Source organism: Variovorax sp. Root411 (assembly GCF_001425205.1).
Classification (GTDB): domain Bacteria; phylum Pseudomonadota; class Gammaproteobacteria; order Burkholderiales; family Burkholderiaceae_C; genus Variovorax.
The window spans coordinates 417,977-442,535 of sequence record NZ_LMDW01000012.1 but is presented as its reverse complement, the minus strand read 5'-3'; the positions used below and the strand labels follow the sequence as shown (position 1 = coordinate 442,535).

The window sequence follows — 24,559 nt, the reverse complement described above, 5'->3', positions numbered from 1 at the left end:
AGTTGTTATTCAGAAGCTGATGTTTGCAGCCGCGCACTACGCGGCCTTGTCGATCTTCGTGATCGGCTGCTGGGGCTTCGGCCGTGCGCTGCTGGGCCGCCTGGCTGCGCCGCCTCGTCGCGACGCGGGGCTCGAAGCGGCCATGGCCGTCGCGCTGGGCGTTGGCCTGTACATCTGCGCCTTCCAGGCCCTGGCCGTCTTCGGCGCTTTCAAGGCCGGTGCGACCGTGGCGCTCGTTGTGGCAGGCGTGTTGGCCGCTGCGCTCCAGCTTCCGTCGTGGCTGCGCGAGCGGCGTGACCTGCGCGCGAACGAACGCGCCGCGCCGTGGACCTACGTCGAGCGCATCGCGCTGATCGCGCTGGCTTTGGTCGCGCTGCCCGCGCTGGTGGCGCCGCTCGCGCCGCCGATTGCCTTCGACGAACTGATGTACCACCTGCCGTACGCGCGCCAGGTCGCGCAGCAGGGCTCGCTGGGCATCCACGACTGGCTGCGCTACCCCTGGTTCCCGTACAACTACAACCTGCTTTACGCCGCCGCGCTGCAGCTCGGCGACGACGTGCTGCCGCACTTCCTCAATGCGCTGGCGGGTGCGCTGTCGGTGGTGATGGTCTATCGCCTGGGCATCCTGCACGCCAACCGGCTCACCGCCTGCATCGGCGCGGCCATCTGGCTGGGGCTCGGCGATTATTCCAACGCGCTGATCGACATGGGCGTGGCGCTGTTCGTGCTGTCGGCCTGCGTGGCGCTGTGGTGGTGGCGCGAATCGGAGCCCGCCGACGCAGGTCATGGCGGCATGCGCTGGCTCGGCGTGGCCGCGTTCTCCTTCGGCGTGGCCGCGGGCTCGAAGTACCAGGCGTTGATCTTCCTGCCGCTGGTGGCGGTGTTCGTCATTCGGCACGAGCGCCGGCCCCGGGCCTGGGCGCTGGTGTTCGCCTGCTTCCTGGTCCCGTGCGTGTACTGGTACGCGCGCAACGCCATCATGACGGGCGATCCATTCAACCCCATCGGCGCGCGCGTGTTCGGCTTCACCGAGTGGACGCCGGCCGACTACGTGCAGCAGGTGGCCGACGTGCGCGTGCACGCCGAGTTGCCCAATGCGCTGATCTGGTCGGTGTTCTTCGCGCCGTTCAGCGTGCTGTGGAAGCGCTCGGCGGCGGTGCGCGCCGCTGGCTGGTTCTGCCTGTACTCGGTCGTGGTCTGGGTCGTGACCTCGCGCTATCCGCGCTACCTGACGGCGTCGTTCCCGCTGCTGGCCGCGGTTGCGGCGATCGGCTGGCAGGTACTGTTCGGCTGGATCTTCTCAGGCGTTCGCCGCATGTTCGGCAGCAGGAACACGGCGCAGGACGTGCCGCCCGCTGCCGTCACGCGGCGCACGCCGGCCCGCGTGGGCGACTGGGCGGCCGTGCTGCTGCTGGCCGTGTTGGCCGCTGTTTCGGTGCGCCAGACCGCCGCCAAGGTCGCGATGGTTTCGATCACGCCCGAGGCCCGCGAGGCCGTGCTGCGCCGGCACGTGCCGGGCTACGCCGTGATGGACTACCTGCGCCGCAATGCCACCGGCCGCGTCTACCAGATCGCGCTGAACGAGGCGATCTACTACGGCCCCAACCCCATCTGGGGCGACACGCTGGGGCCGTGGCGCTACACCGACTTCGGTCGGCTGTCGGGCGGCGATCTCGCGCGCAAGCTCGGCGGCATGGGCTTCACCGCGGTGGTCCTGCCGGACTCCGTGGTGCCCGTGTTCAGCGCGCGCATCGATTTCGACAAGTACTTCGCCGTGGAGTACGAGAAAGACGGCAGCCGGGTCTACCGTATCCTTCCCGCCGCACCATGACAGACACCGATTATTCCGCCGCTCCAGGCAACGCCGGCCTGCGCATTGCCGCGGTCATCCCCTGCTACAACGAGGCGCTGGCCATCGCCCAGGTGATCGCGGGTTTTCGCGCCGCGCTGCCCGAGGCCGAGATCCACGTCTTCGACAACAACTCCAGCGACGACACGGCCGCCGTGGCGCGCGCGGCCGGCGCCATCGTCACGCACGTGGCCCTGCGCGGCAAGGGCAACGTGGTGCGGCGCATGTTCGCCGACGTCGAGGCCGACGTGTACGTGATGGTCGATGGCGACGCCACCTACGACGCCGGCGCCGCGCGCCGGCTCATCGACCGGCTGGTGAACGACAACCTCGACATGGTGGTCGGCAGCCGCGTGGACGACGGCCAGGACGCGCACACCTACCGCACCGGCCACCGCCTCGGCAACCGCATGCTCACGGGCGCCGTGGCGCAGCTGTTCGGAGGTGGCCTCGGCGACATGCTCTCGGGCTACCGCGTGTTCTCGCGGCGCTATGCCAAGTCGTTCCCGGCGCTGTCGCGCGGCTTCGAGACCGAGACCGAGCTCACCGTGCACGCGCTCGAACTGCGCATGCCCTATGCAGAGGAAAGCACCGCATACAGCACGCGCCCCGAAGGCTCGGTCAGCAAGCTCTCGACCTACCGCGACGGCTGGCGCATCCTGAAGACCATCTGCAAGCTGTTCGTGAGCGAGCGGCCGCTGCAGTTCTTCTCGACCATCGGGGGGCTGCTCGTGCTGATGTCGATCGCGCTGGTCCTGCCGCTCGTCATGACCTACATGCACACCGGCCTGGTGCCCCGGCTCCCCACGGCGGTGCTGGCCACGGGCGCGATGCTGGCGGCCATGCTGTCCTTCGTGTGCGGCGTCGTCATGCAGGCCATCACGCTGGGGCGGCGGGAGGCCAAGCGGCTGCGCTATCTCGCGATTCCGGGCGTGCGCGAGCAGGCGACCCGCGCTTCACGCGCCTCGCGATGAAGATCGGACGCGAGTTCCTCTCGTTCGCCGCCGTCGGCGTGATCGGGCTGGTGGTCGACGTGGTCGTGCTGTACCTGCTGGCGCCGCTGCTGGGCTGGTATGCGGCGCGCGTGGTGTCGTTCCTCGCGGCGGCGACCACCACCTGGGCCTTCAACCGCCGCTACACCTTCGCGGCCAGCGCAGCGGCCGGCCGTTCCCTCTGGCGCGAATACCTGGGCTACCTGGCAACCATGGCCGCCGGCGCGGTGCTGAACTATGGCGCCTACGTGCTGACGCTGCACTGGGTCGAAGGGCGCTGGGCCGCGGCCCTGGGCGTGGCGCTGGGCAGCCTCGCCGGCATGAGTGCCAACTTCCTGTCGGCGCGCTACCTGGTCTTTCGCTCGCACCGCGGCGGCTGAAGCCGCCGGCACGGCGCGCTCAGTGCGCGCCGGAAACGACGACCGGAATCTCGGTCGCAGGCGGCGTGTTGCGGCTGCGGCCGCAGCGCACGATGCCGTCGATCATCACCATGCCCACGCCCGGGATGTCGCCGAGCTGCACGCTTTCGAGCAGGCCCGGCGCGGGCGAATGCTGCGCGCGGTCCATGAAGACGAAGTCGGCGTCGCGGCCCACCTCGACCAGCCCGCAGTTGAGCTTGCGGATCTTCGCCGTGTTGCCCGTGGCGAAGCAGAACACCAGCTCGGCCGGGATGTTCGCAATGGACGACAGCATCGCCACCATGCGCAGGATGCCCAGCGGCTGCACGCCCGAGCCCGCGGGCCCGTCGGTGCCGAGGATCACGCGGTGCGGGCACTTCAGCTCCAGCGCCGCCTTAGCCGCCGCGATGGCCACCTTCTCGTTGCCGTTGTGCACGATCTCGATGGCGCGCGAACTCTTCTCGCACAGCTCGCACACATGCGCCTCGGGCAGCGAGGTGTGGCCGCCGTTGATGTGGCCGATGATGTCCGCGTCGGCCTCGAGCACCACGTCCTTGTCGATCAGGCCCGAGCCCGGGATCGACGGGCCGCCCGTGTGGATCGTGCTCTGGATGCCGTACTTGCGCGCCCAGGCCACCATCTCTTTCGCCTCGTAGCCGGCCTTGACCGAGCCCAGGCCCACTTCGCCGAGCAGGCCCACGCCGGCCTCGGCAAGTTCCTTGAAGTCGCTCTCGACCATGCCCTTCTCGATGACCGGCGCACCCGCGAGCACCTTCACGCCGCCGGGGCGGAAGTTGTCGAAGGCGCGCTGCGCGGTGATGGCCAGCGCCTTCAGGCCCACGATGTCCTTGGGGCGGCCCGGCAGGTGCACTTCACCGGCGGAAATCATCGTCGTCACGCCGCCGTGCATGGTCGAGTCGATCCAGCCGATCTGGCCCTGGCGCGGCGTCCAGTCGCCGAACACCGGGTGCACGTGGCTGTCGATCAGGCCGGGTGCCACGCAGGTCTTGCGCGCGTCGATGACGGTCTGCGCGCCTTCAAGGTCGCAGTCTTTCTCCTTGCCGACCGCCACGATCAGGCCGTCGTTCACCACGATGGTGTCGGCGTCGAGGATGGGCTTGTCGATGTCGCCCGAGAGCAGCAGCCCTATGTTCTTGATGACGACCTTGCCCGACTTGCCGCCGGCTGCGATTTCTGCCATTTCGATGTGTCCTCGTGGGGTGGTGTGTTGTCTTGCGCCTCGTCCGCGCGCACCGTGCGCAGCAGCGTCTCGATCACGAAATCTTCCCAGTGCGTGATCGCCTCCGGCGACTCCATCGGCTCGCCGAGGAAGGCGGTGAGCGTGTGCCGGTTGGAGGTGTAGAAATAACCCGTGGACGCGATCAGCAGGTAGATGTCGCGCGCCACGAGATCCTTGCGGAACAGGCCCTGCGCAGCGCCGCTGGCCAGGATTTCCGCAATGATCGCCACCGCCCGCGACGAATACTCGCGCGCGCGCAGCGACTTCGAGATGTGCCGGCCCTTGTGCAGGTTTTCGGTGTTCAGCAGCGTGACGAACTCGGGGTTCTTGCGGTAGTAGCCCAGCACGAAGCGGATCACTTCGGTGAGCGCCTCCACCGGCCGCGAGGCGTCGAGCGCAATGGCGGCCTCGGCGTCGTCCATGCGCTGGTAGATGCCTTCGAGCACCGCGATGAACAGGCCTTCCTTGCTGCCGAAGTAGTAGTAGATCATCCGGTCGTACGACTTCGCGGCCTTGGAGATCTTCTCCACGCTGCCGCCGTCGTAGCCGTATTTGGCGAACACCTTGGTCGCCGACTTCAGGATGCTGTCGCGCGTGGCCTGCGCCGCGGCCTCGCGCACGCCGGTGCGGCGTTGCGGCTTGGACTTGGCGGAGGCGGAGCGGCTGTCGGCCATCTTGCGCGCGACGCCCGGCTTATTTCTCGGCGAACGCGCGCTCGACGACGAAGTCGCCCGGCGTGCTCGTGTTGCCTTCCTTGAAGCCGCGCTTTTCGAGGATGTGCTTCAGGTCGACCAGCAGGCCGGGGCTGCCGCACAGCATGACGCGGTCTTCCTCGACGTTGAGCGGGGGCAGGCCGAGGTCGTCGGTGAGCTTGTTGCTCTCGATCAGGTCGGTGATGCGGCCCTGGTTGCGGAACTCCTCGCGCGTGACGGTCGGGTAGTAGAGCAACTGCTTCTCGATCATCTCGCCCAGGATCTCGTGCTTGGGCAGGTGATCGGTCACGAGGTCGTGGTAGGCCAGTTCGTCGACCTGGCGCACGCCGTGCACCAGGATGACCTGCTCGAACTTCTCGTAGGTGTCCGGGTCGCGGATGATGCTCATGAACGGTGCGAGGCCGGTGCCGGTGCCGAACAGGTACAGGCGCTTGGCTGGCAGCGTGTAGTCGATCAGCAGCGTGCCGGTGGGCTTGCGGCCCACGATGACGGTGTCGCCGACCTGGATGTGCTGCAGCTTCGAGGTGAGCGGGCCTTCTTCCACCTTGATGCTCAGGAACTCGAGATGCTCCTCGTAGTTCGGGCTCACGATGCTGTAGGCGCGCAGCAGGGGCTTGTTGTTGACCTTCAGGCCGATCATCGTGAAATGACCGTTCGAGAAGCGCAGCGCCGGGTCGCGCGTGGTGGTGAAGGTGAACAGGCGGTCGGTCCAGTGGTGGACGCTCAGGACGCGTTCTTCGCTGAATGCACTCATACGGAACTCAAGAGTTGGTTGGAACAGTGGAAGGTGGCTGGGCCGGGATGCACGCCCTTGGGGCATGCGGCCGCCGGCCGGCTGCGAACCCTCCATTGTCGTTGGTCGGAAAAACCCCGGCGGACAGCGCGAGAAAACACCATTGCAAGCATCGGGCCCGTTTGCTACATTGACTGCGAATGTAGTGAACGCAACATGAAAGTGTAGGGAATGCTACACAAACGGAAGTCGGTGCACAAGCGGGCTGACGGCACGTTTGTTGCAAACCCCGGCAGCCAGGATTTGCCCCTCGCACACCACCGAAACGCCCACGAGATCGCCCCGATGACTGAACACACCAAGACAGATGGCCTCCCCGGCATGGACATGCCTGTGGTGGCCGAAGCCGGCAGCGGCGCCTTCGGCAAGGCGCCGCCGCGCAACGAGAAAATGAGCACTGCCAAGGTCGAGTGCAACGCCTGCCCGGTGCTGTGCCAGATCTCCGACGGCCGCACCGGCGCCTGCGACCGCTATGCCAATCGCGACGGCGTGCTGGTGCGTGTCGACCCGGTGGTGCTGCTGCGCCGAACGATCGAGAGCGAGGCGCCGGCGCTGGTGCCTTTCGATCGCCCGGGCGCCGAACCCGCCACGGCGCAGGCGCCCGACTGGAACGGCGACCTGCTGCACGCCGACGAAGTCTTCGTCACTGGCGTGGGATCGTCCACCACCTACCCCGACTACAAGCCGGCTCCCTTCATCGTGGCCTCGAAAGCCCAGGGCGTCGACATGGTCACCGTCGTCACCGAAGGCATCTTCAGCTACTGCAGCTTCAAGGTGAAGATCGACACCGACCGCTTCCTCGGCTCCGAGCAGGCCAACGTGCGCTACCGCGGCGAGGTCGTGGGCCACGTCACCACGGCCGAATACGGCTCGCAGATGCTGTCGCTGGGCGGCGTGCACCACCTCACCGGCGGCAGCAAGAAGGAAGGCCGCATGACGGCCGAGCTGATGCAGCTGCTGGGCAACAAGAAGGCTGTGGAGTGCACCATCGACGGCGGTTCCACGCTCGTCATCCAGGCCGGCAAGGCGCCCATCGTCAACGGCGTGGAAGAGCAGCGCATGCGCGTGGGCTGCGGCTCTGCGGCGGTCGGCATCTTCGCGCGCCAGTTTGCCGGCGTGGCCGACGAGGTGGTGGTGGTCGACGACCACATCACCGGCGTGCTCACCGAGCACCAAGCCGGGCGCTGCCTCGACATGGCGCCCTCGGGCATCCAGATGCTGGGGCGCAAGTCGACGCCGGGGCGCTACTTCCAGGTGGCGAACCCGGGCAACGGCTGGGGCGGCACTGACATTGCCGATCCGCTCGCGATCATCGAAGGCTGGGAAGAGGGCGTGGCGCGGCCCGGCCTGCGCCTGCTGATGACCTCGACCACCGGCGAGCATGCGCAGTGGTACGTGCTCGACGAAGCGCTGAAGCCCGTCGAGCAACCGATGCCGCCCGAGGTGAAACGCATCGTCGATCGCATCGGCGAGAACTGCGAGCCTTCGCTGTGCACCGTGCTGTTCCTCGGGGGTGCCGGTGGCAGCCTGCGCGCGGGCGTCACCGAAAACCCGGTGCTTCTCACGCGGGCCATCAAGCGCGCGCTGGTCAACGTCACCTGCGGCGGCGCGCCGGCCTATGTGTGGCCCGGCGGCGGCATCACCGTGATGGCCGACGTCATGCGCATGCCCGACAACAGCTTCGGCACCGTGCCCACGCCGGCCATCGTGGCGCCGATCGAGTTCAGCATGCGGCGCGAGGACTACGAGGCGCTCGGCGGCCACATGGAGCACATCTTTTCGCTCGAGCAGGCGCTCGCGCGCGGTGCGTGGCAGGAAGACGGCGCGCCACTCGCGCGCCAATGGCTCGCGGTGGACGAAGCCAACCCGTGGCCGCTCGGCCACGCACCCATGCTGGGCTGATCCATGCTCGCGTCGATGTGCGGCTTGCGTGTTGCTCCTTCCCCCTCTGGGGGAAGGTTGGGATGGGGGCGGGCAGAGCGCCCGATGGATACGCCGCGTGCCCCCACCCCGGCCCTTCCCCGGAAGGGGAGGGAGAAAGACGGGAGCGCGCAGTCATGAGCGCCCAACGCAGCGCGCTGGATACCGAGCGCTGGCACTTCAACCATGGGCCGATCGACATCGTGGCCGAGGCGCATGGCGACCCCTACGCCGTCGCGGCCGCGCACGACGCTGTGTGGGCGCGCTTCGTCCATGTGCTCGACGAGCTCGTGCGCGAGCTCCCGCTGCTGCGCCGGCCTGTGAGCGACGACATGCGTCCGCGAGGCGTGGTCGCCAGGCGCATGTGGGACGCCTGCGCCGCGTTTTCGCCGATGTTCATCACACCGATGGCGGCGGTCGCAGGCTCGGTCGCGCAGGAGCTGATCGCGTTCTACGAGCGCCCCGGCATCGAGCGCGCATGGATCAACAACGGCGGCGACATCGCATTGCACCTCGCGCCCGGCCAGTCGGCGCGCGTGGGCGTGTTCGCCGACATCGCGCGCTTCGACTGGCGCGACCACAGCGGCATCCTCACCACCGACGGCCAGTTCGAGCTGCGCGCCGACCAGCCCGTGCGCGGCGTCGCCACCAGCGGCTGGCGAGGCCGCAGCTTTTCGCTCGGCATCGCCGACAGCGTGACGGTCCTGGCCGCAACCGCAGCACAGGCCGACGCCGCCGCGACAGTGATCGCCAACGCCGTCGATGTCGACGACGACGCCATCGCGCGCCGCCCCGCGAACGAATGCAAGGACGACAGCGACCTCGGCGACATCCTCGTCACCGTCGATGTGCTCACGCTGGCTCCGGCACAGGTGCACAGCGCACTCGACAGGGGCGCGATATGCGCCAAGGGCCTGCAGGAAGGAGGGCTCGTCTGGGCCGCTCTACTCGTTTGCCAGGGGCAGTTTCGACTTGTCGAGCCCTTATGCTCGAAGTCGCTGCAGACAGTGCTGCCGAAAACAGTTGGTTCAGTATTTGCTTAACGAAAAGCAAGGTCCTTTTTCATGATCGATATACGCCGCGTCTTCACCCATGTCGAACACATCCACCACGAGTTCGGACCGCGTGCCGACACCCCGTTGGTGCGCGGTGCCATCGGCGCGGTGCTGACCAATCCGTTTGCGGGCCGCTACGAGCCCGACATCCTGCCGATGATGGCGCTGCTCGACCCCGTGGGCGTCGACATGGCGCACCGGCTGCACGCCGCCATGGACGTGCCGCTCGAGCAGATCGCCACCTACGGCAAGGGCGCCATCGTCGGCGCCGATGGCGAGCTGGAGCACGGCGCGCTGTGGCATGTGCCCGGCGGCTACGCGATGCGCGAACTGCTCGGCTGGAAGGGCAGCCGCGCGGCCTACACCGCGGGCAAGGCCGAAGAGAAAACCGGCCAGCCAGGCAATGCGCTGTCCATCGTGCCTTCGACCAAGAAGGTCGGGCCGCCCGGTGCCGCACTCGACGTGCCGCTGACCAACATCAACGCGAGCTACGTGCGCGGCCAGTTCGACGCCATCGAAGTGCGCGTGCCCGGCGCGCCTGCGGCCGACGAGATCGTCTTCATCCTCGCGATGAGCACCGGCTACCGCGTGCACGCCCGCGTCGGCGGCCTGCTTGCCAAAGACATCAGCAAATGGGACGGCCTGCGCTGACCTGAACAAGAGACACGAAGGAACACAAGACATGACCGCCAACATCCGCAAGCTCGTCGTTCAGGTCGACGAAACCCGCAAGGAGATGGGCAAAGACGTCACGCCGCCCACGCGCCGCGCCGTCGCCATCGCCGTGATCGAGAACCCCTACGCGGGGCGCTACAGCGAGAACCTCGACGAACTCATCGCCATCGGCGAAGAACTCGGCGCGCTGTTGGGCCAGAAGGCCGTGAAGGCGCTGGGCATCGAGCCTGGTCAGGCGCAGAGCTACGGCAAGGCCGCCATCGTCGGCGAGCGCGGCGAACTCGAACACGCCGCGGCCATCCTGCATCCCAAGCTCGGCGCGCCGCTGCGCGCGGCGGTCGAGAAGGGCGCGGCACTCGTGCCTTCGGCCAAGAAGCAGGGCACGCTGGGCACCGCCATCGACGTGCCGCTCGGCCACAAAGACGCGGCCTTCGTGCGCAGCCACTTCGACGCCATCGAGGCCCGCGTGAGCGATGCGCCGCGTGCCAACGAGATCGTGGTGGCGGTCGCAGTCACCGACAGCGGCCGTCCGCTGCCGCGCATTGGCGGCCTGCAGGTCAGCGAAATCAAGGGCGAAGACGGTCTGAGATGAGTACACCCCCAGTCTTCGCGCACTTCGTGTCGCTTCGCCAACCCCCTCGCCGGGGGCAACACCTGCGGCCCGGCAAAGCCGGTTCCGCCGTGTTCCCCGCAAAGACCTCGTTTCTCGTCCCTTCAAGGAGTTTCCTCATGAACCCATTGCGTCACGTCTTCAGCGCCGCGGCCCTCGCCGCGCTGACCACTGCTCTCGTTCCCGCGCATGCGCAGGGCGTGATCAAGATCGGCGAGGTCAATAGCTACAAGGCCCAGCCCGCCTTCCTCGAGCCCTACAAGAAGGGGATGGAGCTGGCCGTCGAAGAAATCAACGCCAAGGGCGGCGTCAACGGCCGCAAGGTCGAACTCATCACGCGCGACGACAACGCCAACCCGGGCGACGCCGTGCGCGTGGCCGAGGAGCTGGTGGCGCGCGAGAAGATCGACGTGCTCACCGGCACCTTCCTGTCGAACACCGGCCTGGCCGTGGCCGACTTCGCCAAGCAGAAGAAGATCTTCTTCCTGGCCGGCGAGCCGCTGACCGACAAGATGACCTGGCAGGGCGGCAACGAATACACCTACCGCCTGCGCCCCGGCACCTACATGCAGGCCGCGATGCTCGTGCCCGAGGCCGTCAAGCTCAAGAAGAAGCGCTGGGCCGTCGTGTACCCCAACTACGAATACGGCCAGTCGGCCGTGGCCGCGTTCAAGACGCTGCTGAAGGCCGCGCAGCCCGACGTCGAGTTCGTCGCCGAGCAGGCGCCGCCGCTCGGCAAGGTCGATGCGGGCGCGGTCGCGCAGGCACTGGCCGATGCCAAGCCCGACGCGATCTTCAACGTGCTGTTCGGCGCCGACCTGTCGAAGTTCGTGCGCGAAGGCAACACGCGCGGCCTGTTCAAGGACCGCGCGGTCGTCAGCGTGCTGACCGGCGAGCCCGAGTACCTCGACCCGCTCAAGGACGAAACGCCCAACGGCTGGATCGTGACCGGCTACCCCTGGTACGGCATCCAGACGCCCGAGCACAAGGCCTTCTTCCTCGCGTACCACGGCAAGTACAAGGACTACCCGCGCCTCGGCTCGGTGGTCGGCTACAGCATGATCAAGTCGGTCGCGGCCGGCATCGAGAAGGCCAAGAGCACCGAGACACCGAAGCTCGTCGCCGCATTCAAGGGCCTGCAGGTCGACACGCCGTTCGGCAAGATCAGCTACCGCGCCGAGGACCACCAGTCCACCATGGGCGCCTTCGTCGGCAAGACGAAGAACGAGAACGGCAAAGGCGTGATGGTCGACTACACGTATTTCGACGGCGCCAAGTTCCAGCCCACCGCCGCCGACGTGAAAAAGTCGCGCGCTGCCGACTGACCCTTTTCCGGAACGCTTGCACCCATGAGCCTCTCGTCCCTGCTGCTTCAGTTCCTCACCGGGCTGTCGTCGGCGTCGTCGCTGTTCCTCGTGGGGGCCGGCCTTTCGCTGATCTTCGGCGTCACGCGCATCGTCAACTTCGCGCATGGCTCCTTCTTCATGGTCGGCATCTACCTGGCCTACACGCTGGTCGAGAAGCTCGGCGGGGGCATGGCCTTCTGGCCGGCCGTGGTGCTGTCCGCCGTCGCGGTCGGCATCCTCGGCGCGCTGATCGAGATGGTGCTGCTGCGCCGCATCTACAAGTCGCCCGAGCTGTTCCAGCTGCTCGCGACCTTCGCGCTCGTGCTGGTCATCAAGGACGCGGTGCTCTATGTCTGGGGCCCCGACGAACTGCTCGGACCGCGCGCGCCGGGCCTGTCGGGTTCGGTCGAGATCCTGGGCCGGCAGTTCCCCACGTATGACCTGTTCCTGATCGTCGTCGGCCCGGTCGTGCTCGGGCTCATGTGGCTGCTGCTCACGCGCACCCGATGGGGCACGCTGGTGCGCGCCGCCACGCAAGACCGCGAGATGGTCAGCGCGCTGGGCGTGAACCAGGCCTGGCTGTTCACCGCGGTGTTCGGGCTCGGCGCGATGCTCGCAGGCCTGGGCGGCGCGCTGCAGCTGCCGCGCGAGCCGGCCACGCTCGCGCTGGACCTCAACACCATCGGCGCGGCCTTCGTGGTCGTGGTGGTAGGCGGCATGGGCTCCATCCCGGGCGCCTATGCGGCGGCGCTGCTGATCTCGGAGATCAAGGCGGTCTGCATCTGGATCGGCGTGGTGGAAATCTTCGGCTACAGCGTGTCGTTCTCCAAGCTCACGCTGGTGGTCGACTTCATCGTGATGGCCGTGGTGCTGGTGTGGCGTCCGTGGGGCCTGTTCGGCCGGCCGCAGGCGCCGAGCCGCTACGTGGGCATGGCCGAGGAGCCGCTGCGCCGCGCGAGCAAGGGCTATCTTTGGCTGGTCGCCGCGCTGGGCGTGGTGCTGATGGCGATGCCGCTGCTCACCGCCGATTCGCCCTACACCACGGTGCTGCTGATCGACCTGCTGATCGCCGCGCTGTTCGCCGCCAGCCTGCACTTCATCATGGGTCCGGCCGGCATGCACTCGTTCGGGCATGCCGCCTACTTCGGCCTCGGGGCCTACGGCGCCGCGCTGCTGGTGCGCGCGAGCGGCCTGCCGATGGAGGCGGCGCTGGTCGTGGCGCCGCTGGTCGCGGCCATCGGCGCCTTCGTCTACGGCTGGTTCGCGGTGCGGCTGTCGGGGGTGTACCTCGCGATGCTCACGCTGGCCTTCGCGCAGATCACCTGGGCCATCGTCTACCAGTGGGACTCGTTCACCGGCGGCAGCAACGGCCTCACGGGCGTGTGGCCCTCGGAATGGCTGTCGGACAAGCGCACCTACTACTGGCTCACGCTGGTGCTCGTGGCCGCCGGCATCCTGATGCTGCGCCGCGTGCTGTTCTCGCCCTTCGGCTACGCGCTGCGCGCGGGCCGCGACTCGCTGCTGCGCGCAGATGCCATCGGCATCGACGTCAAGCGCATGCAGTGGACGGCCTTCGTCATCGCCGGTGCAGCAGCTGGCTTGGCCGGGTCTTTGTATGCCTTCTCCAAGGGCAGCATCTCGCCCGAAAGCCTCAGCGTCGACAAGTCGGTCGACGGCCTGGTGATGGTGCTGCTGGGCGGCATCCAGACGCTGGCGGGGCCGGTGGTCGGTGCCGTCACCTTCAGCTGGCTGCACGACACCGTGGCGCGCAACACCGACTACTGGCGTGCGACGCTGGGCGCGATCATCCTGCTCCTCGTGCTGCTGTTCCCGCAAGGCATCGCGGGCTTTGCAAAACAGCTGACAGACCGCGTGCTGCGCCGGGCCAAGCCCGATTCACCGACAGTGACAGAGGTGAAGGAGGCCAAGGCATGAGTACCTCCAACGCACCCCTTCTCAAGGTCGAGAACCTCGGCAAGTCCTTCGGCGGCGTGAAGGCCGTCGATGGCATCAGCTTCGAGCTGCACGCCGGCGAACTGCTCGCGCTCATCGGCCCGAACGGCGCCGGCAAGTCCACCACCTTCAACATGGTGAACGGCCAGCTGAAGGCCGACCAGGGCTCGATCCTGTTCGACGGGCACGAACTCGTGGGCCGCAAGCCGCGCGACATCTGGCGCCGCGGCGTGGGCCGCACCTTCCAGATCGCCGAGACCTTCGCCTCGCTCACCGTGGCCGAGAACGTGCAGATGGCGCTGCTGTCGCACGACGGCAAGCTGTTCTCGATGTGGCGCCGCGCGGCCGACCACAAGCGCGACGAAGCGCTGGCGCTGCTCGACCAGGTCGGCATGAAGTCGCAGGCCGACCGGCCCTGCAGCGTGCTGGCCTACGGCGACGTGAAGCGCGTCGAACTCGCCATCGCCATGGCCAACGCGCCCAAGCTGCTGCTGATGGACGAGCCCACCGCCGGCATGGCGCCCAAGGAGCGCAACTCGCTGATGGCACTGACCAAGGACCTCGTCATCCAGCGCGGCATGGCCGTGCTCTTCACCGAGCACAGCATGGACGTGGTGTTCGCCTATGCCGACCGCATGATCGTGCTCGCACGCGGGCGCCTCATCGCGCAAGGCAAGCCGCTCGAGATCCGCGACCACCCCAAGGTGCAGGAGGTGTACTTCGGCAGCGGCAAGACATTCGAGAAGAAGGCCGCGGCCATTGGAGAAACCGCATGAGCACGCAAGAACCTCTTCTGCAGGCCAAGGCCCTGTGCGCCTGGTACGGCGCCGCGCAGATCCTCTACGACGTGGACCTCGACGTGCGGCGCGGCGAAGTCGTCGCGCTCATGGGCCGCAACGGCGCGGGCAAGTCGACCACGCTGAAGGCGCTGATCGGCATGCTCGCCAAGCGCCGTGGCGCGGTGCGCTTCCTGGGCCACGACATCTCGAAGAGCGAGCCGCACCATGCCGCGCGCCTTGGCCTGGGCTTCGTGCCCGAAGACCGGCGCGTGTTCACCGACCTCACGGTGATGGAGAACCTCGAGGTCGGCAAGCAGCCCGCGCGCCGCTGGGCCGACGGCACCGACGCGCCGCTGTGGACGCCCGAGCGGCTGTTCAAGCTGTTCCCCAATCTGGGCGAGATGCCCAACCGTCCGGGCGGGCGCATGAGCGGCGGCGAGCAGCAGATGCTCACGGTCGCGCGCACGCTCATGGGAAACCCCTATCTGGTGCTGCTCGACGAGCCGTCCGAAGGCGTGGCCCCGGTAATCGTCGAGCAGATGGCCAACATGATTCTCGAATTGAAGGCGCAGGGCGTGAGCATCCTGCTGTCGGAGCAGAACATGCACTTCGCCGAGCTGGTGTCCGACCGCGCCTATGTGCTCGAGAAGGGGCAGATCCGCTATCAGGCGACGATGGCCGAGCTTGCCGCCAACGACGAAGTGCGCCGCGCCTATCTGAGTGTCTGAACGTTCTTTTCTTCAACCCACCGGAGTCCACGCCATGCATCGCAGAACCCTCGTGAAATCCGCCGCCGCCCTCGGGCTGGCCAGCGGCCTCGGCAGTTTCGGCTTCAACGCCTTCGCGGCCGGCAAGATCAAGCCGGGCGCCAAGGCCGCGCTGATCGTGGTCGACGTGCAGAACTGCTTTCTCGACGGCGGCACGCTCGCGGTCAAGGGCGGCAACGAGGTGATTCCGGTCATCAACGCACTCGCACCGGCGTTCGAGAACATCGTCGTCACGCAGGACTGGCACACGGCGGGGCATGCGTCGTTCGCCAGCACCTACAGCGGCAAGAAGCCCTTCGAGACCACCAAGCTCAGCTACGGCACGCAGGTGCTGTGGCCCGACCATTGCGTGCAGGGCACGGACGACGCCGCGCTCGGCAAGGAACTCAAGGTGCCGACCGCGCAGCTCGTCATCCGCAAGGGCTTCCACAAGGACATGGACAGCTACTCGGCCTTCGAGGAAGCCGACCACAAGACGGCCACCGGCCTGGCCGGCTACCTGAAGGCGCGCGGCATCAAGACCGTGTTCGTCACGGGGCTGGCGACCGACTTCTGCGTGGCATGGACCGCGATGGACGCGCGCAAGGCCGGCTTCGAGGCCTATGTGATCGAGGACGCCACGCGTGGCATCGACCTCAACGGCTCGCTCGCCGCGGCCTGGAAGCAGATGGCGGCCAAGGGCGTCAAGCGCATCCAGTCCGCCGACGTACAGGCTACCTGAGCGAACGTTCCCTAACGACGACAACCTGAGAAAAAGACGCATGAAGCTTTCGATATCAAGGCGCGCCATGGTGGCGGGCGGCGCAGCGCTGGCGCTCGGCCCCGGACTTCTTCGATCGGCACGCGCTGAAAACGGCGTGTCCGACACCACCATCCGCATCGGCCAGTCGGCCGTGCTCAGCGGGCCGGCGAAAGACTTCGGCATCGACTACCGGGCGGGCATCAAGCTGTACTTCGACCGTGTCAACAAGTCGGGCGGCGTCAACGGCCGCAAGATCGAACTCGTCACTTACGACGATGCCTACGACCCGGCGAAGACAGCCGCCAACACCGCGAAGCTGATCGACGAGGACAAGGTCTTCGCGCTCACCGGCTACGTGGCCACCGGCAACCTCGCAGCCGCGATGCCGCTCGCGGAGAAGGCCGGCGTGCCGATGTTCGCGCCGCTGGTGGGCACCAGCTCGTTCCGCGCCAAGGTCAACCGCTACCTGTTCCACGTGCGCGCAGGCTACGACCTGGAGCTGCGCAAGATCATCAGCCACCTCTCGACCATCGGCATTTCGTCGATCGCCGTGGTGTACCAGGACAGCCCCTTCGGCAAGTCGAACCTCGCCACCTGCGAGGAACTGGCGGCCGACTACAAGGTGCAGGTCGTGAAAACGCTGCCGCTCGCGATCACTGCGGAAGACGCGAAGCAGGTCGCCACCAGCCTTGCCGAAGCCAAGCCCGGCGCGGTCGTGATGATCATGGCCGGCCGCATGGTCGAGGTGTTCATGCGCGACTACCGCGCGAACGGCGTGGGCTCGCCGCTGTACACGCTGTCTGTCGGCATCACCGACGCGGCCGGCTCGGCCAAGCGGCTCGACGGCAAGCTCGCGGGGCTGGTCACGGCCAGCATCGTGCCGCCGCCGACGGCGCAGCGCGTGCCCATCGTGGCCGACTACCAGCGCGACCGCGCGGAGTTCGGCGAGAAGATCGACAGCTACACCGCGCTGGAGGGCTACATCGTCGCGCGCGTGATGGCCGAGGGCTTGCGCCGCGCGGGCAAGACGCTCACGCGCGACAGCTTCATCGCCGGGCTGGAGAGCATCGGCAGCACGCGCTTCGGCGACTTCCCCATCGAGTACAGCGCGAAGAACCACAACGGCTCGACCTTCGTGGACCTGGAGATGTACACCCGTGACGGACAGTTGCGGCGCTGAGCCGCTGCACCTGCTGGTCAACGGCCGGGCGCAATCGATCGAGGGCGTGCCGCGCGAGGCGACGCTGCTGCACCTGCTGCGCAACGACCTGGGGCTGAACGGCCCCAAGTACGGCTGCGGGCTGGGGCAGTGCGGCGCGTGCACGGTGCATGTCGACGGCGTGGCGGCGCGCTCGTGCGTGATTCCTGCGCACGGCGTGGCGGGGCGTGCGGTCACCACGCTCGAGGGGTTGGGCGCGCGCGGCGACTGGCATCCGGTGCAGGCCGCGTTCGAAGACGCGCAGGCTGCGCAGTGCGGCTACTGTCTCAACGGCATGGTGATGCAGGCGGCCGCCTTGCTCGCGCGCGATCCGGACGCGAGCGAGGCGCGCATCCGCAGCGAGCTATCGGGCAATCTGTGCCGTTGCGGCACGCACATCGAAATACTCGATGCGGTGCAGCGCGCGGCCTTCCGCATGCGCGCAAAGGTGGCTCCATGAGCCGGTGGTCTTGTTCCCTCTCCCTCCGGGAGAGGGCCAGGGTGAGGGCAGGGGCCTTCGCACAGGCACAGTCTTCGGTACTGCCGCTGGCCCTCACCCCAACCCTCTCCCGGAGGGAGAGGGGGCAACAGCCATGACGCGCCGCGCCGATCTTCCGCGCACGCGCGCCGAATTCCTCGCTTCCGACGGCGTTCTGCTGGTGGTGCGCGAGACCCCACCCGCGCCGCCGACCGCCAATGGGCAGCCAGCCTTCGTCGCAGGCAACCCCATCGAGGGCGACGAAATCCTGCTCGCCGTGTGGGACGACGGCAGCGCCTGTGCACTCAACGGCCACGTCGACCTGGGCACCGGCATCCAGACCGCGCTCGGGCAGATCGTGGCCGAGGAGCTCGACCTCGGCACGCCCTGTGTGCGTGTGATGCTCGGCGACACAGCGTGCGCGCCCAACCAGGGCGCGACCATCGCGAGCGCGTCGATCCAGATCCATGCGCAGCCGCTGCGCCTTGCCGCCGCGCAGGCGCGCGCGTGGCTGCTCGCACGCGCGGCCGAGCGCATCGGCGTGGCCGCCGATGCGCTGCAAACGCGCAACGGCATGGTGCGCGTCACCGAGGCACCGGACCGCCGCGTCAGCTACGCCGAGCTCGTGGCCGGCCAGCGCACCGTGCTGCGGCTCGATCCGCAGGCGCAGCCCAAGGACCCCGCCGACTACCGCGTGGTCGGTACGCGGCAGGCGCGCGTCGACATTCCGGCCAAGCTGGCAGGCGAGCTCGTGTTCGTGCACGACATGCGCGTGCCCGGCATGCTGCATGGCCGCGTGGTGCGTCCGCCGTATGCGGGCGCGGACCATGGCGAGTTCATCGGCAACACGCTCGAGTCGGTGGACGAATCGTCGATTGCACACATCCCCGGCATACGCGCCGTGGTCGTCATCCGCGATTTCATCGGCATCGTGGCCGAACGCGAGGAGCACGCCGAGCAGGCGCTGCGCGAACTGCGCGTCGCGTGGAAGCCGTGGCCCGGCATGCCCGACCTCGGCGACCTTGCACAGGCGCTGCGCGACAACCCCTCGACGCAGCGCCTGCTGGTCGATGAAGGCGATGTGGATGGCGCGATCGCCGCGGCCGCGCAGCCGATGCACCGCACGTATGTGTGGCCGTACCAGATGCACGCGTCCATCGGCCCGTCGTGCGCGCTGGCCGAGTGGCAGCCTGATGACACCAGCGGCATGCAGCTGCGGTGCTGGGCCGGCTCGCAGAACCCGCACGTGCTGCGCGCCGATCTCGCGAAGCTCATGGACGTGGAGGACGTGCAGGTCGACGTCATCCGCATGGAAGCCGCAGGCTGCTACGGCCGCAACGGCGCCGACGACGTGGCCGCCGATGCCGCCTTGCTCGCGCGTGCCGTCGGCGCGCCGGTGCGTGTGCAGCTCACGCGCGAGCAGGAGCATGCCTGGGAGCCCAAGGGCGCCGCGCAGCTCATGGAGATCGACGGCGGCCTGATGGCCGATGGCCGCGTTGCCGCCTACGACTTCGAAACCTCCTACCCCTCGAACGGCGCACCGACGCTCGCGCTACTGCTCACGTGCACCATCGAGCCGGTGGCGCAGGCCTACGAGATGGGCGACCGCACGGCGCGCCCGCCCTACAGCTACGACAACCTGCGCGTGAAGGTCAACGACATGGCGCCGATCGTGCGCGCCTCGTGGCTGCGCGGCGTGTCGGCGCTGCCGAGTTCGTTCGCGCACGAGTCGTACATCGATGAGCTCGCCACGGCGGCGGGTGTCGATCCGGTGCAGTTCCGGCTGCGGCACCTGGACGATCCGCGCGCGATCGAGCTCGTGCAGGCGACCGCGCAGAAGGCCGGCTGGCGCATGCGCACCGGACCGCAGGAAAACGCCGATGGCGGGCTCGGGGAGGGCGGCGACGTTCTCTTCGGGCAAGGCTTCGCGTATGCGCGCTACGTCCACAGCAAGTGGCCGGGCTTCGGTGCGGCGTGGGCCGCATGGGTGGCCGATGTCGAGGTCAACCGCAAGACCGGCGAGGTGCACGTGCGCCGCGTGGTGGTGGGGCACGATGCGGGCTTGCTGGTCAACCCGGCGGGTGTCGAGCACCAGGTGCACGGCAACGTGATCCAGACCACGAGCCGGGCGCTGAAGGAGCAGGTGCAGTTCGCGCCGCAGAGTGGGTCTGGCGGTGCGCAATTGCCTGGTGTGTTGCCTTCCGGCGTGGTCGCGAGCCGCGAGTGGGGCAGCTATCCGATCATCAATTTCCGCGACGTGCCGGTGATCGAGGTGATGCACATGCCGCGGCCTGGCGAGCCTTCGCTGGGCGCGGGCGAATCGTCGTCGGTGCCGGGGACGGCGGCGATCGCGAATGCGATCTTCGATGCGACGGGGGTGAGGTTCAGATCGCCGCCGTTTACGCCGGAGACGGTGCTGGCCGCATTGAATGGGGAATTTCTCCCTCCCCCTCCGGGGGAGGGCGGGGGTGGGGGCGAGCGGCGTACGAATGGTGGCGCTGCCGTGCCCCCATCCCAGCCTTCCCCCGGGAGGGGAAGGAGCAATGCGGGAGCCATCTGGCCCAAGAAGAAGGGCGTATGGGCCACCGGCGCCGCACTCTTCATCGGCGGCCTCGGCATCATCGCCGGCCTGCTCGGCTGGCGCTCCGCCATCGCGCCCGTATCGCTCACCGCCCCCGTCTACAGCCAGTCCACCATCGACCGCGGCCGCGTGCTCGCCGCCGCCGGCGACTGCGCCGTGTGCCACACCGCGCCCGGCGGCGCACCGAATGCGGGCGGCCGCGCGATGGAGACGCCCTTCGGCACGCTCTACACCACCAACCTCACGCCCGATGCGGACACGGGCCTCGGCCGCTGGTCCTTCAGCGCCTTCCAGCGCGCGATGCGCGAAGGCGTCTCGCGCGACGGCCACTACCTGTATCCCGCGTTTCCCTACACCGCGTTCGCCAAGACCAGCGACGATGACCTGCAGGCGCTCTATGCGTACTTCATGTCGATGCCTGCTGTACGCGCGGAAACGCCGAAGTCCGAACTCAGGTTTCCGTTCAACTTGCGCCCGCTCATGGCCGGCTGGAACGCGCTGTTCCACGATCCCGCGCCGCTGCAACTCGTGCCCACGCAAAGCGCCGAGTGGAACCGGGGCGCGTACCTCGTCAACGGCCTGGGTCATTGCGGCGCATGCCACACGCCGCGCAACGCGCTGGGTGCAGAACAGGGCGGCAGCGCGTTCCTCTCGGGCGCGGTGGTCGACGGCTGGGAGGCGCCCGCACTCACGCAGTTGTCGAAGGCCGCCGCGCCGTGGGACACCGACGCGCTGTACCGCTACCTGCGAAACGGTCATTCGCCGCGCCACGGTATCGCGGGCGGACCGATGGCCGAGGTGGTGCGCGAACTCGCGCAGGTGCCCGACGACGATGTGCGCGCGATGGCCGTGTACCTCGGCTCGTTCAATCCCGCTCCGGTGGCCGAGCCGCAAGTGCTCGCGCAACAGGCCATCGACAACGCGGCGCGCACCCAAGGCCAGCTTCTCGGTCCCGCGCAGCGCATGTTCGACAGCGCTTGCGCCTCCTGCCACCACGACGGCAACGGCCCCACGCTGCTCGGCGTGAACACGCCACTGGCCCTCAACAGCAACCTCACGAGCGCGCGGCCCGACAACCTGCTGCGCACCATCCTCGACGGCGTGCGCGACCCCGCGAGCCGCGACATCGGCTTCATGCCCGCGTTCCGCGAGGCGCTCGACGACCGGCAGATCGCCGAACTCGCCGGCTACATGCGCGCGCGCTTCGCACCGCAGGAGCCCGCGTGGGCCAACCTGCCCGCCGAAGTGGCGCGCGTGCGTGCCGCGCGGCACTGACACAAAAGGAGCGGCCGGCCGCGTCGTCTTTCCGCTGCGCCGCTACGATGCAACGTAGCGCACACAAACTCACGGAGACACCACGCCATGCCGCTCGATCTTTCAGCTTCTTCCAGCCTGCCCCGCGACGCCGAACGCGCCACCCTCGTCGGCCGTCTCTGGCAACCCGGCGTGGGCCCCGTGCTGGTGGCCGTGCACGAAGGCGACCTGTACGACCTGTCGAGGCTCGCGCCGACCATGAGCGACCTGCTCGAAGGCAAGGAGGCGCCTGCCGAAGCCGTTCGCCGTGCATTGCGCAGCGCCCCGCGCATCGCCTCGCTCGACGAGGCCATCGCCAACAGCGACGAGAGCGCACGCGACACCGGCAAGCCCTGGCTGCTCGCGCCCTGCGACCTGCAGGCCATCAAGGCCAGCGGCGTCACCTTCGTCGCGAGCCTGCTCGAACGCGTGATCGAGGAGCAGGCGCGCGGTGACGCCTCGAAGGCCGAGGCCACGCGCGCGGCCATCGGCGGCGTGCTCGGCGACAACCTCGCCGACATCGTGCCGGGCTCGCCCGAGGCCATGAAGGTCAAGGACGTGCTGATCGCGCAGGGCGTGTGGTCGCAGTACCTCGAAGTCGGCATCGGCCCCGACGCCGAGATCTTCACCAAGGCCCCGGTGCTCGCTGCCGTGGGCACGGGCGCCGATGTCGGCATCCATTCGGGCTCGGTGTGGAACAACCCCGAGCCGGAGGTCGTGCTCGCCGTCAACAGCCGCGGCGAGACGCTCGGCGCCGCGCTCGGCAACGACGTCAACCTGCGCGACTTCGAAGGCCGCAGCGCACTGCTGCTCGGCAAGGCCAAGGACAACAACGCCTCGTGCGCGATCGGCCCCTTCATCCGCTTGTTCGATGCGCACTTCGGCATCGAGGACGTGCGCCGCATCACCGTCGCGCTGGAAGTGACCGGCCCCGAGGGCTTCAAGCTCGAGGGCTCGAGTTCGCTGTCGAAGATCAGCCGCGACCCGCTCGATCTCGTGGCGCAGACCGTGGGCAAGCATCACGCCTACCCTGATGGCTTCATGTTGTTTCTGGGCACGATGTTCGCGCCGACACAGGACCGTCACGGACCTGGGCAAGGATTCACCCATGTCGTGGGCGACCGCGTGCGCATTGCAGCGCCCGAACTCGGCGCTCTCGTCAATCGTGTGGTGTACGCCCATCAGGCGCCGATGTGGACATTTGGCATCAGTGCGTTGATGCGTAATCTGGGTGAACGCGGTCTGCTGAGTGTGAACATGTAGACGTTCTGTTTGAATATTAAAAGGAGTTGTACTCCTTTGTGATTCATACGGTTCGCGTTGCAGTCTGTTGCTGTTGACCGCGCCTCTGGTTCCCCTCAAGATCGCTGCTGTTTGAAAACGGCGAACAAGGGAGAAGAGGTTGTCGACGAGCGAGATCGATCTATTGCAGCTGCCTGTGGAAGGCCCCCTTTCATGTGGGGAAGACCTGGAATACGACCCCGATTTCATGGCGTTGCACCAGGCAACAACAGGTAAGCGCGAGCAGCAATTCGGCTCGACGATCATTCCCGCGGAGCCGCCCGACTGGGCACGCGTGGAGCGCATCGCGAAGCAGCTGTGCACGCGTACGCGCGACCTGCGCGTGCTGGTGCCCCTCACGCTGGCCTGGACCGAAAACCGTGGATTGCCGGGCTACGTCGACGGGCTGCAACTCGTCGATGCCGTGCTGCAGAAATTCTGGAACGACGTGCATCCACGCGTCGTCGATGGCGACTTCGAAGACCCGCTGCCGCGCATGAATGCACTGGCCGCGCTGGCCGAAGCCGAGGGGCTCGGGCGCAGCGTGCGCGATGCCCGGCTGCTCGAAGACGGCGGCGCATCGATGAGCCTGCGACAGGTCGAAGCCTTGCTCGATTCGAGCAAGACCGACCATCAGATCGATTACCCGGGCGGCATTGGTCGGCTGAGGGATGCGGCGAGGCGCGCGCACGAGAAAGCGGCGCCCCCGGTGGTGGCGTTGCGCGCGGCGCTCGACCTGCTGCAGCGCATTCGCGAGACCTGCGAGCGCGCGCTCGGCCAGAGCTGGGCGCCGGACTTCTCGCGGCTCGAACGTTCGCTGCGCACCGTGGTCCAGCTGCTGCCCGAACAGGCGCAGGGTGAGCGGGTGGAGGCCGGTGAAGCCCACTCTGGAGCCGATCCGCAGGGAGCGGGTGTTGCGGCACCGAAGGCAAGCGGCGCCGTCGCGGGCACAGCCAACGGCAGCGCGGGCCCGCGCGCGGCGCTCGTTAAAGATATTGAAATATCGACTCGCGATGATGTGCAGCTGGTGTTGGAGAAGGCCTGCCAGTACCTGGAGCGCATGGAGCCCAGTCATCCGGCGCCCATGCTGATACGAAGAGCACAGCGGCTGATGGACCTGAACTTCTTCCAGATCATCGAAGAGCTCGTGCCCGAGGGATTGCAAAAGATAGAGAGCCTTGCAGGACGTCCGCTGAACGTTGGGGGCAGCGCGGAATAACTAGGCGCAAGCCGTCGGGCGCTCCGCGGGCCGGCAGGCCACCGGGACCGCACCCACACGCATTACAGATTCAAGAGGAAGCTTATGGCAGACAACCGTGTCAGAAACAGTGGTCAGAAGTTCATCGCGCGCAACCGCGCGCCGCGTGTGCAGATCGAATACGACGTCGAGATCTACGGCAGCGAACGCAAGATCCAGCTGCCCTTCGTGATGGGCGTCATCGCCGATCTCGCGGGCAAGCAGATCGACCCGATGCCCGACCTCGGCGAGCGCGAGTTCATGGCGGTGGACATCGACAACTTCGACGAACGCATGAAGTCCATCAAGCCGCGCGTCGCCTTCCAGGTGCCCAACACGCTCACCGGCGACGGCCAGATGAACGTCGACATCACCTTCGACAGCATGGACGACTTCTCGCCCGCGCGCATCGCCCGCCAGGTCGGCGCGCTGCAACAACTGCTCGAGGCGCGCACCGAGCTGTCGAACCTGCTCTCGTACATGGACGGCAAGAACGGCGCGGAGCAGCTGATTGCGCAAGCGCTGCAGAACCCCGGGCTCCTCAAGTCGCTCGCATCGGCACCGAACCCGGCCGTGGCGAAGGCTGTGGAAGCCGCGAACGAAAAGTCCGGCGCCCCCGGCACATCTCCAGAGTAAGCGCGAGCAGCAAGGACCGCCAT

Annotated in this window: 21 protein-coding genes; 18 read left to right on the top strand and 3 right to left on the bottom strand. The window is 67.9% G+C overall.

Annotation, left to right across the window (positions count from 1 at the left end; genetic code table 11):
• The first annotated feature begins 19 nt into the window (after window positions 1-19).
• Genes ASC92_RS12970 through ASC92_RS12960 form a run of 3 tightly spaced genes read left to right on the top strand, consistent with a single transcriptional unit; the run spans window position 20 to window position 3,221 of the window.
• Window positions 20-1,831 carry an ArnT family glycosyltransferase gene (locus ASC92_RS12970; protein ID WP_056515753.1) on the top strand — a complete coding sequence of 604 codons (1,812 nt, stop codon included), beginning with the start codon at window positions 20-22 and terminating at the stop codon, window positions 1,829-1,831.
• Complete coding sequence (locus ASC92_RS12965) at window positions 1,828-2,823, top strand: glycosyltransferase family 2 protein (RefSeq protein ID WP_056515751.1); 996 nt, start codon at window positions 1,828-1,830, stop codon at window positions 2,821-2,823. Before ASC92_RS12970 ends, ASC92_RS12965 begins: the two co-directional genes overlap by 4 nt.
• The gene (locus ASC92_RS12960; RefSeq protein WP_056515750.1) at window positions 2,820-3,221 is read left to right on the top strand and encodes a GtrA family protein; all 402 of its coding nucleotides are present in this window, start codon (window positions 2,820-2,822) and stop codon (window positions 3,219-3,221) included. Before ASC92_RS12965 ends, ASC92_RS12960 begins: the two co-directional genes overlap by 4 nt.
• 19 nt (window positions 3,222-3,240) lie before the next feature.
• Here ASC92_RS12960 and ASC92_RS12955 read toward each other — a convergent pair whose 3' ends face one another.
• Genes ASC92_RS12955 through ASC92_RS12945 form a run of 3 tightly spaced genes read right to left on the bottom strand, consistent with a single transcriptional unit; the run spans window position 3,241 to window position 5,946 of the window.
• Window positions 3,241-4,440, bottom strand: coding sequence for an amidohydrolase family protein (locus ASC92_RS12955; protein ID WP_056515748.1), 1,200 nt, complete (start codon window positions 4,438-4,440; stop codon window positions 3,241-3,243).
• Entirely contained in the window at window positions 4,386-5,153 is a 768-nt protein-coding gene (locus tag ASC92_RS12950) for a TetR family transcriptional regulator (RefSeq protein WP_056515746.1), read from the bottom strand. The genes ASC92_RS12955 and ASC92_RS12950 overlap by 55 nt, the downstream gene beginning before the upstream one ends.
• A 19-nt stretch (window positions 5,154-5,172) precedes the next feature.
• Window positions 5,173-5,946 (bottom strand): ferredoxin--NADP reductase, encoded by a 774-nt coding sequence (locus ASC92_RS12945; protein WP_056515744.1) that lies wholly within the window; start codon window positions 5,944-5,946, stop codon window positions 5,173-5,175.
• Window positions 5,947-6,270: 324 nt separating this feature from the next.
• Between ASC92_RS12945 and ASC92_RS12940 the strand changes: the two genes are divergently transcribed.
• From ASC92_RS12940 to tssB, 15 genes are all read left to right on the top strand, one after another.
• Window positions 6,271-7,887 (top strand): hypothetical protein, encoded by a 1,617-nt coding sequence (locus ASC92_RS12940; RefSeq protein WP_056515742.1) that lies wholly within the window; start codon window positions 6,271-6,273, stop codon window positions 7,885-7,887.
• Window positions 7,888-8,042: 155 nt separating this feature from the next.
• Window positions 8,043-8,948 carry a UPF0280 family protein gene (locus ASC92_RS12935; RefSeq protein WP_056515738.1) on the top strand — a complete coding sequence of 302 codons (906 nt, stop codon included), beginning with the start codon at window positions 8,043-8,045 and terminating at the stop codon, window positions 8,946-8,948.
• Between the two features lie 21 nt (window positions 8,949-8,969).
• Window positions 8,970-9,611 (top strand): amino acid synthesis family protein, encoded by a 642-nt coding sequence (locus tag ASC92_RS12930; protein WP_007831883.1) that lies wholly within the window; start codon window positions 8,970-8,972, stop codon window positions 9,609-9,611.
• Window positions 9,612-9,642: 31 nt separating this feature from the next.
• The gene (locus tag ASC92_RS12925; RefSeq protein WP_056515735.1) at window positions 9,643-10,227 is read left to right on the top strand and encodes an amino acid synthesis family protein; all 585 of its coding nucleotides are present in this window, start codon (window positions 9,643-9,645) and stop codon (window positions 10,225-10,227) included.
• Between the two features lie 137 nt (window positions 10,228-10,364).
• Window positions 10,365-11,570 carry an ABC transporter substrate-binding protein gene (locus tag ASC92_RS12920; RefSeq protein WP_056515732.1) on the top strand — a complete coding sequence of 402 codons (1,206 nt, stop codon included), beginning with the start codon at window positions 10,365-10,367 and terminating at the stop codon, window positions 11,568-11,570.
• A 24-nt stretch (window positions 11,571-11,594) separates the two neighbouring features.
• Complete coding sequence (locus ASC92_RS12915; protein ID WP_056515729.1) at window positions 11,595-13,526, top strand: ABC transporter permease; 1,932 nt, start codon at window positions 11,595-11,597, stop codon at window positions 13,524-13,526.
• Window positions 13,523-14,320, top strand: coding sequence for an ABC transporter ATP-binding protein (locus tag ASC92_RS12910; RefSeq protein WP_056515726.1), 798 nt, complete (start codon window positions 13,523-13,525; stop codon window positions 14,318-14,320). Before ASC92_RS12915 ends, ASC92_RS12910 begins: the two co-directional genes overlap by 4 nt.
• On the top strand, window positions 14,317-15,051 hold the full coding sequence (locus ASC92_RS12905) for an ABC transporter ATP-binding protein (RefSeq protein WP_056515724.1): 735 nt from the start codon (window positions 14,317-14,319) through the stop codon (window positions 15,049-15,051). Before ASC92_RS12910 ends, ASC92_RS12905 begins: the two co-directional genes overlap by 4 nt.
• A 34-nt stretch (window positions 15,052-15,085) precedes the next feature.
• A complete protein-coding gene (gene pncA, locus ASC92_RS12900; RefSeq protein WP_056515722.1) occupies window positions 15,086-15,811 on the top strand; it encodes a bifunctional nicotinamidase/pyrazinamidase in 726 nt (241 codons plus the stop codon).
• A 40-nt stretch (window positions 15,812-15,851) separates the two neighbouring features.
• Window positions 15,852-17,012 (top strand): ABC transporter substrate-binding protein, encoded by a 1,161-nt coding sequence (locus ASC92_RS12895; RefSeq protein WP_414820408.1) that lies wholly within the window; start codon window positions 15,852-15,854, stop codon window positions 17,010-17,012.
• The gene (locus ASC92_RS12890; RefSeq protein WP_056515716.1) at window positions 16,990-17,490 is read left to right on the top strand and encodes a (2Fe-2S)-binding protein; all 501 of its coding nucleotides are present in this window, start codon (window positions 16,990-16,992) and stop codon (window positions 17,488-17,490) included. Before ASC92_RS12895 ends, ASC92_RS12890 begins: the two co-directional genes overlap by 23 nt.
• A 133-nt stretch (window positions 17,491-17,623) precedes the next feature.
• Window positions 17,624-21,364, top strand: a complete 3,741-nt coding sequence (locus ASC92_RS12885; protein ID WP_056515714.1) for a molybdopterin cofactor-binding domain-containing protein — start codon at window positions 17,624-17,626, stop codon at window positions 21,362-21,364.
• Between the two features lie 87 nt (window positions 21,365-21,451).
• Entirely contained in the window at window positions 21,452-22,645 is a 1,194-nt protein-coding gene (locus ASC92_RS12880; RefSeq protein WP_056515709.1) for a fumarylacetoacetate hydrolase family protein, read from the top strand.
• 139 nt (window positions 22,646-22,784) lie between these two features.
• On the top strand, window positions 22,785-23,882 hold the full coding sequence (gene tssA / locus ASC92_RS12875) for a type VI secretion system protein TssA (protein WP_056515706.1): 1,098 nt from the start codon (window positions 22,785-22,787) through the stop codon (window positions 23,880-23,882).
• 84 nt (window positions 23,883-23,966) lie between these two features.
• Window positions 23,967-24,536, top strand: coding sequence for a type VI secretion system contractile sheath small subunit (gene tssB / locus ASC92_RS12870; protein WP_056515704.1), 570 nt, complete (start codon window positions 23,967-23,969; stop codon window positions 24,534-24,536).
• Window positions 24,537-24,559: the final 23 nt, after the last annotated feature.

Bases quoted from the DNA above. Each gene is read 5' to 3' on its own strand.
- ASC92_RS12970 (WP_056515753.1), top strand. From the start codon at position 20: ATGTTTGCAGCCGCGCACTACGCGGCCTTGTCGATCTTCGTGATCGGC.
- ASC92_RS12965 (WP_056515751.1), top strand. From the start codon at position 1,828: ATGACAGACACCGATTATTCCGCCGCTCCAGGCAACGCCGGCCTGCGC.
- ASC92_RS12960 (WP_056515750.1), top strand. From the start codon at position 2,820: ATGAAGATCGGACGCGAGTTCCTCTCGTTCGCCGCCGTCGGCGTGATC.
- ASC92_RS12955 (WP_056515748.1), bottom strand. From the start codon at position 4,440: ATGGCAGAAATCGCAGCCGGCGGCAAGTCGGGCAAGGTCGTCATCAAG.
- ASC92_RS12950 (WP_056515746.1), bottom strand. From the start codon at position 5,153: ATGGCCGACAGCCGCTCCGCCTCCGCCAAGTCCAAGCCGCAACGCCGC.
- ASC92_RS12945 (WP_056515744.1), bottom strand. From the start codon at position 5,946: ATGAGTGCATTCAGCGAAGAACGCGTCCTGAGCGTCCACCACTGGACC.
- ASC92_RS12940 (WP_056515742.1), top strand. From the start codon at position 6,271: ATGACTGAACACACCAAGACAGATGGCCTCCCCGGCATGGACATGCCT.
- ASC92_RS12935 (WP_056515738.1), top strand. From the start codon at position 8,043: ATGAGCGCCCAACGCAGCGCGCTGGATACCGAGCGCTGGCACTTCAAC.
- ASC92_RS12930 (WP_007831883.1), top strand. From the start codon at position 8,970: ATGATCGATATACGCCGCGTCTTCACCCATGTCGAACACATCCACCAC.
- ASC92_RS12925 (WP_056515735.1), top strand. From the start codon at position 9,643: ATGACCGCCAACATCCGCAAGCTCGTCGTTCAGGTCGACGAAACCCGC.
- ASC92_RS12920 (WP_056515732.1), top strand. From the start codon at position 10,365: ATGAACCCATTGCGTCACGTCTTCAGCGCCGCGGCCCTCGCCGCGCTG.
- ASC92_RS12915 (WP_056515729.1), top strand. From the start codon at position 11,595: ATGAGCCTCTCGTCCCTGCTGCTTCAGTTCCTCACCGGGCTGTCGTCG.
- ASC92_RS12910 (WP_056515726.1), top strand. From the start codon at position 13,523: ATGAGTACCTCCAACGCACCCCTTCTCAAGGTCGAGAACCTCGGCAAG.
- ASC92_RS12905 (WP_056515724.1), top strand. From the start codon at position 14,317: ATGAGCACGCAAGAACCTCTTCTGCAGGCCAAGGCCCTGTGCGCCTGG.
- pncA (WP_056515722.1), top strand. From the start codon at position 15,086: ATGCATCGCAGAACCCTCGTGAAATCCGCCGCCGCCCTCGGGCTGGCC.
- ASC92_RS12895 (WP_414820408.1), top strand. From the start codon at position 15,852: ATGAAGCTTTCGATATCAAGGCGCGCCATGGTGGCGGGCGGCGCAGCG.
- ASC92_RS12885 (WP_056515714.1), top strand. From the start codon at position 17,624: ATGACGCGCCGCGCCGATCTTCCGCGCACGCGCGCCGAATTCCTCGCT.
- ASC92_RS12880 (WP_056515709.1), top strand. From the start codon at position 21,452: ATGCCGCTCGATCTTTCAGCTTCTTCCAGCCTGCCCCGCGACGCCGAA.
- tssB (WP_056515704.1), top strand. From the start codon at position 23,967: ATGGCAGACAACCGTGTCAGAAACAGTGGTCAGAAGTTCATCGCGCGC.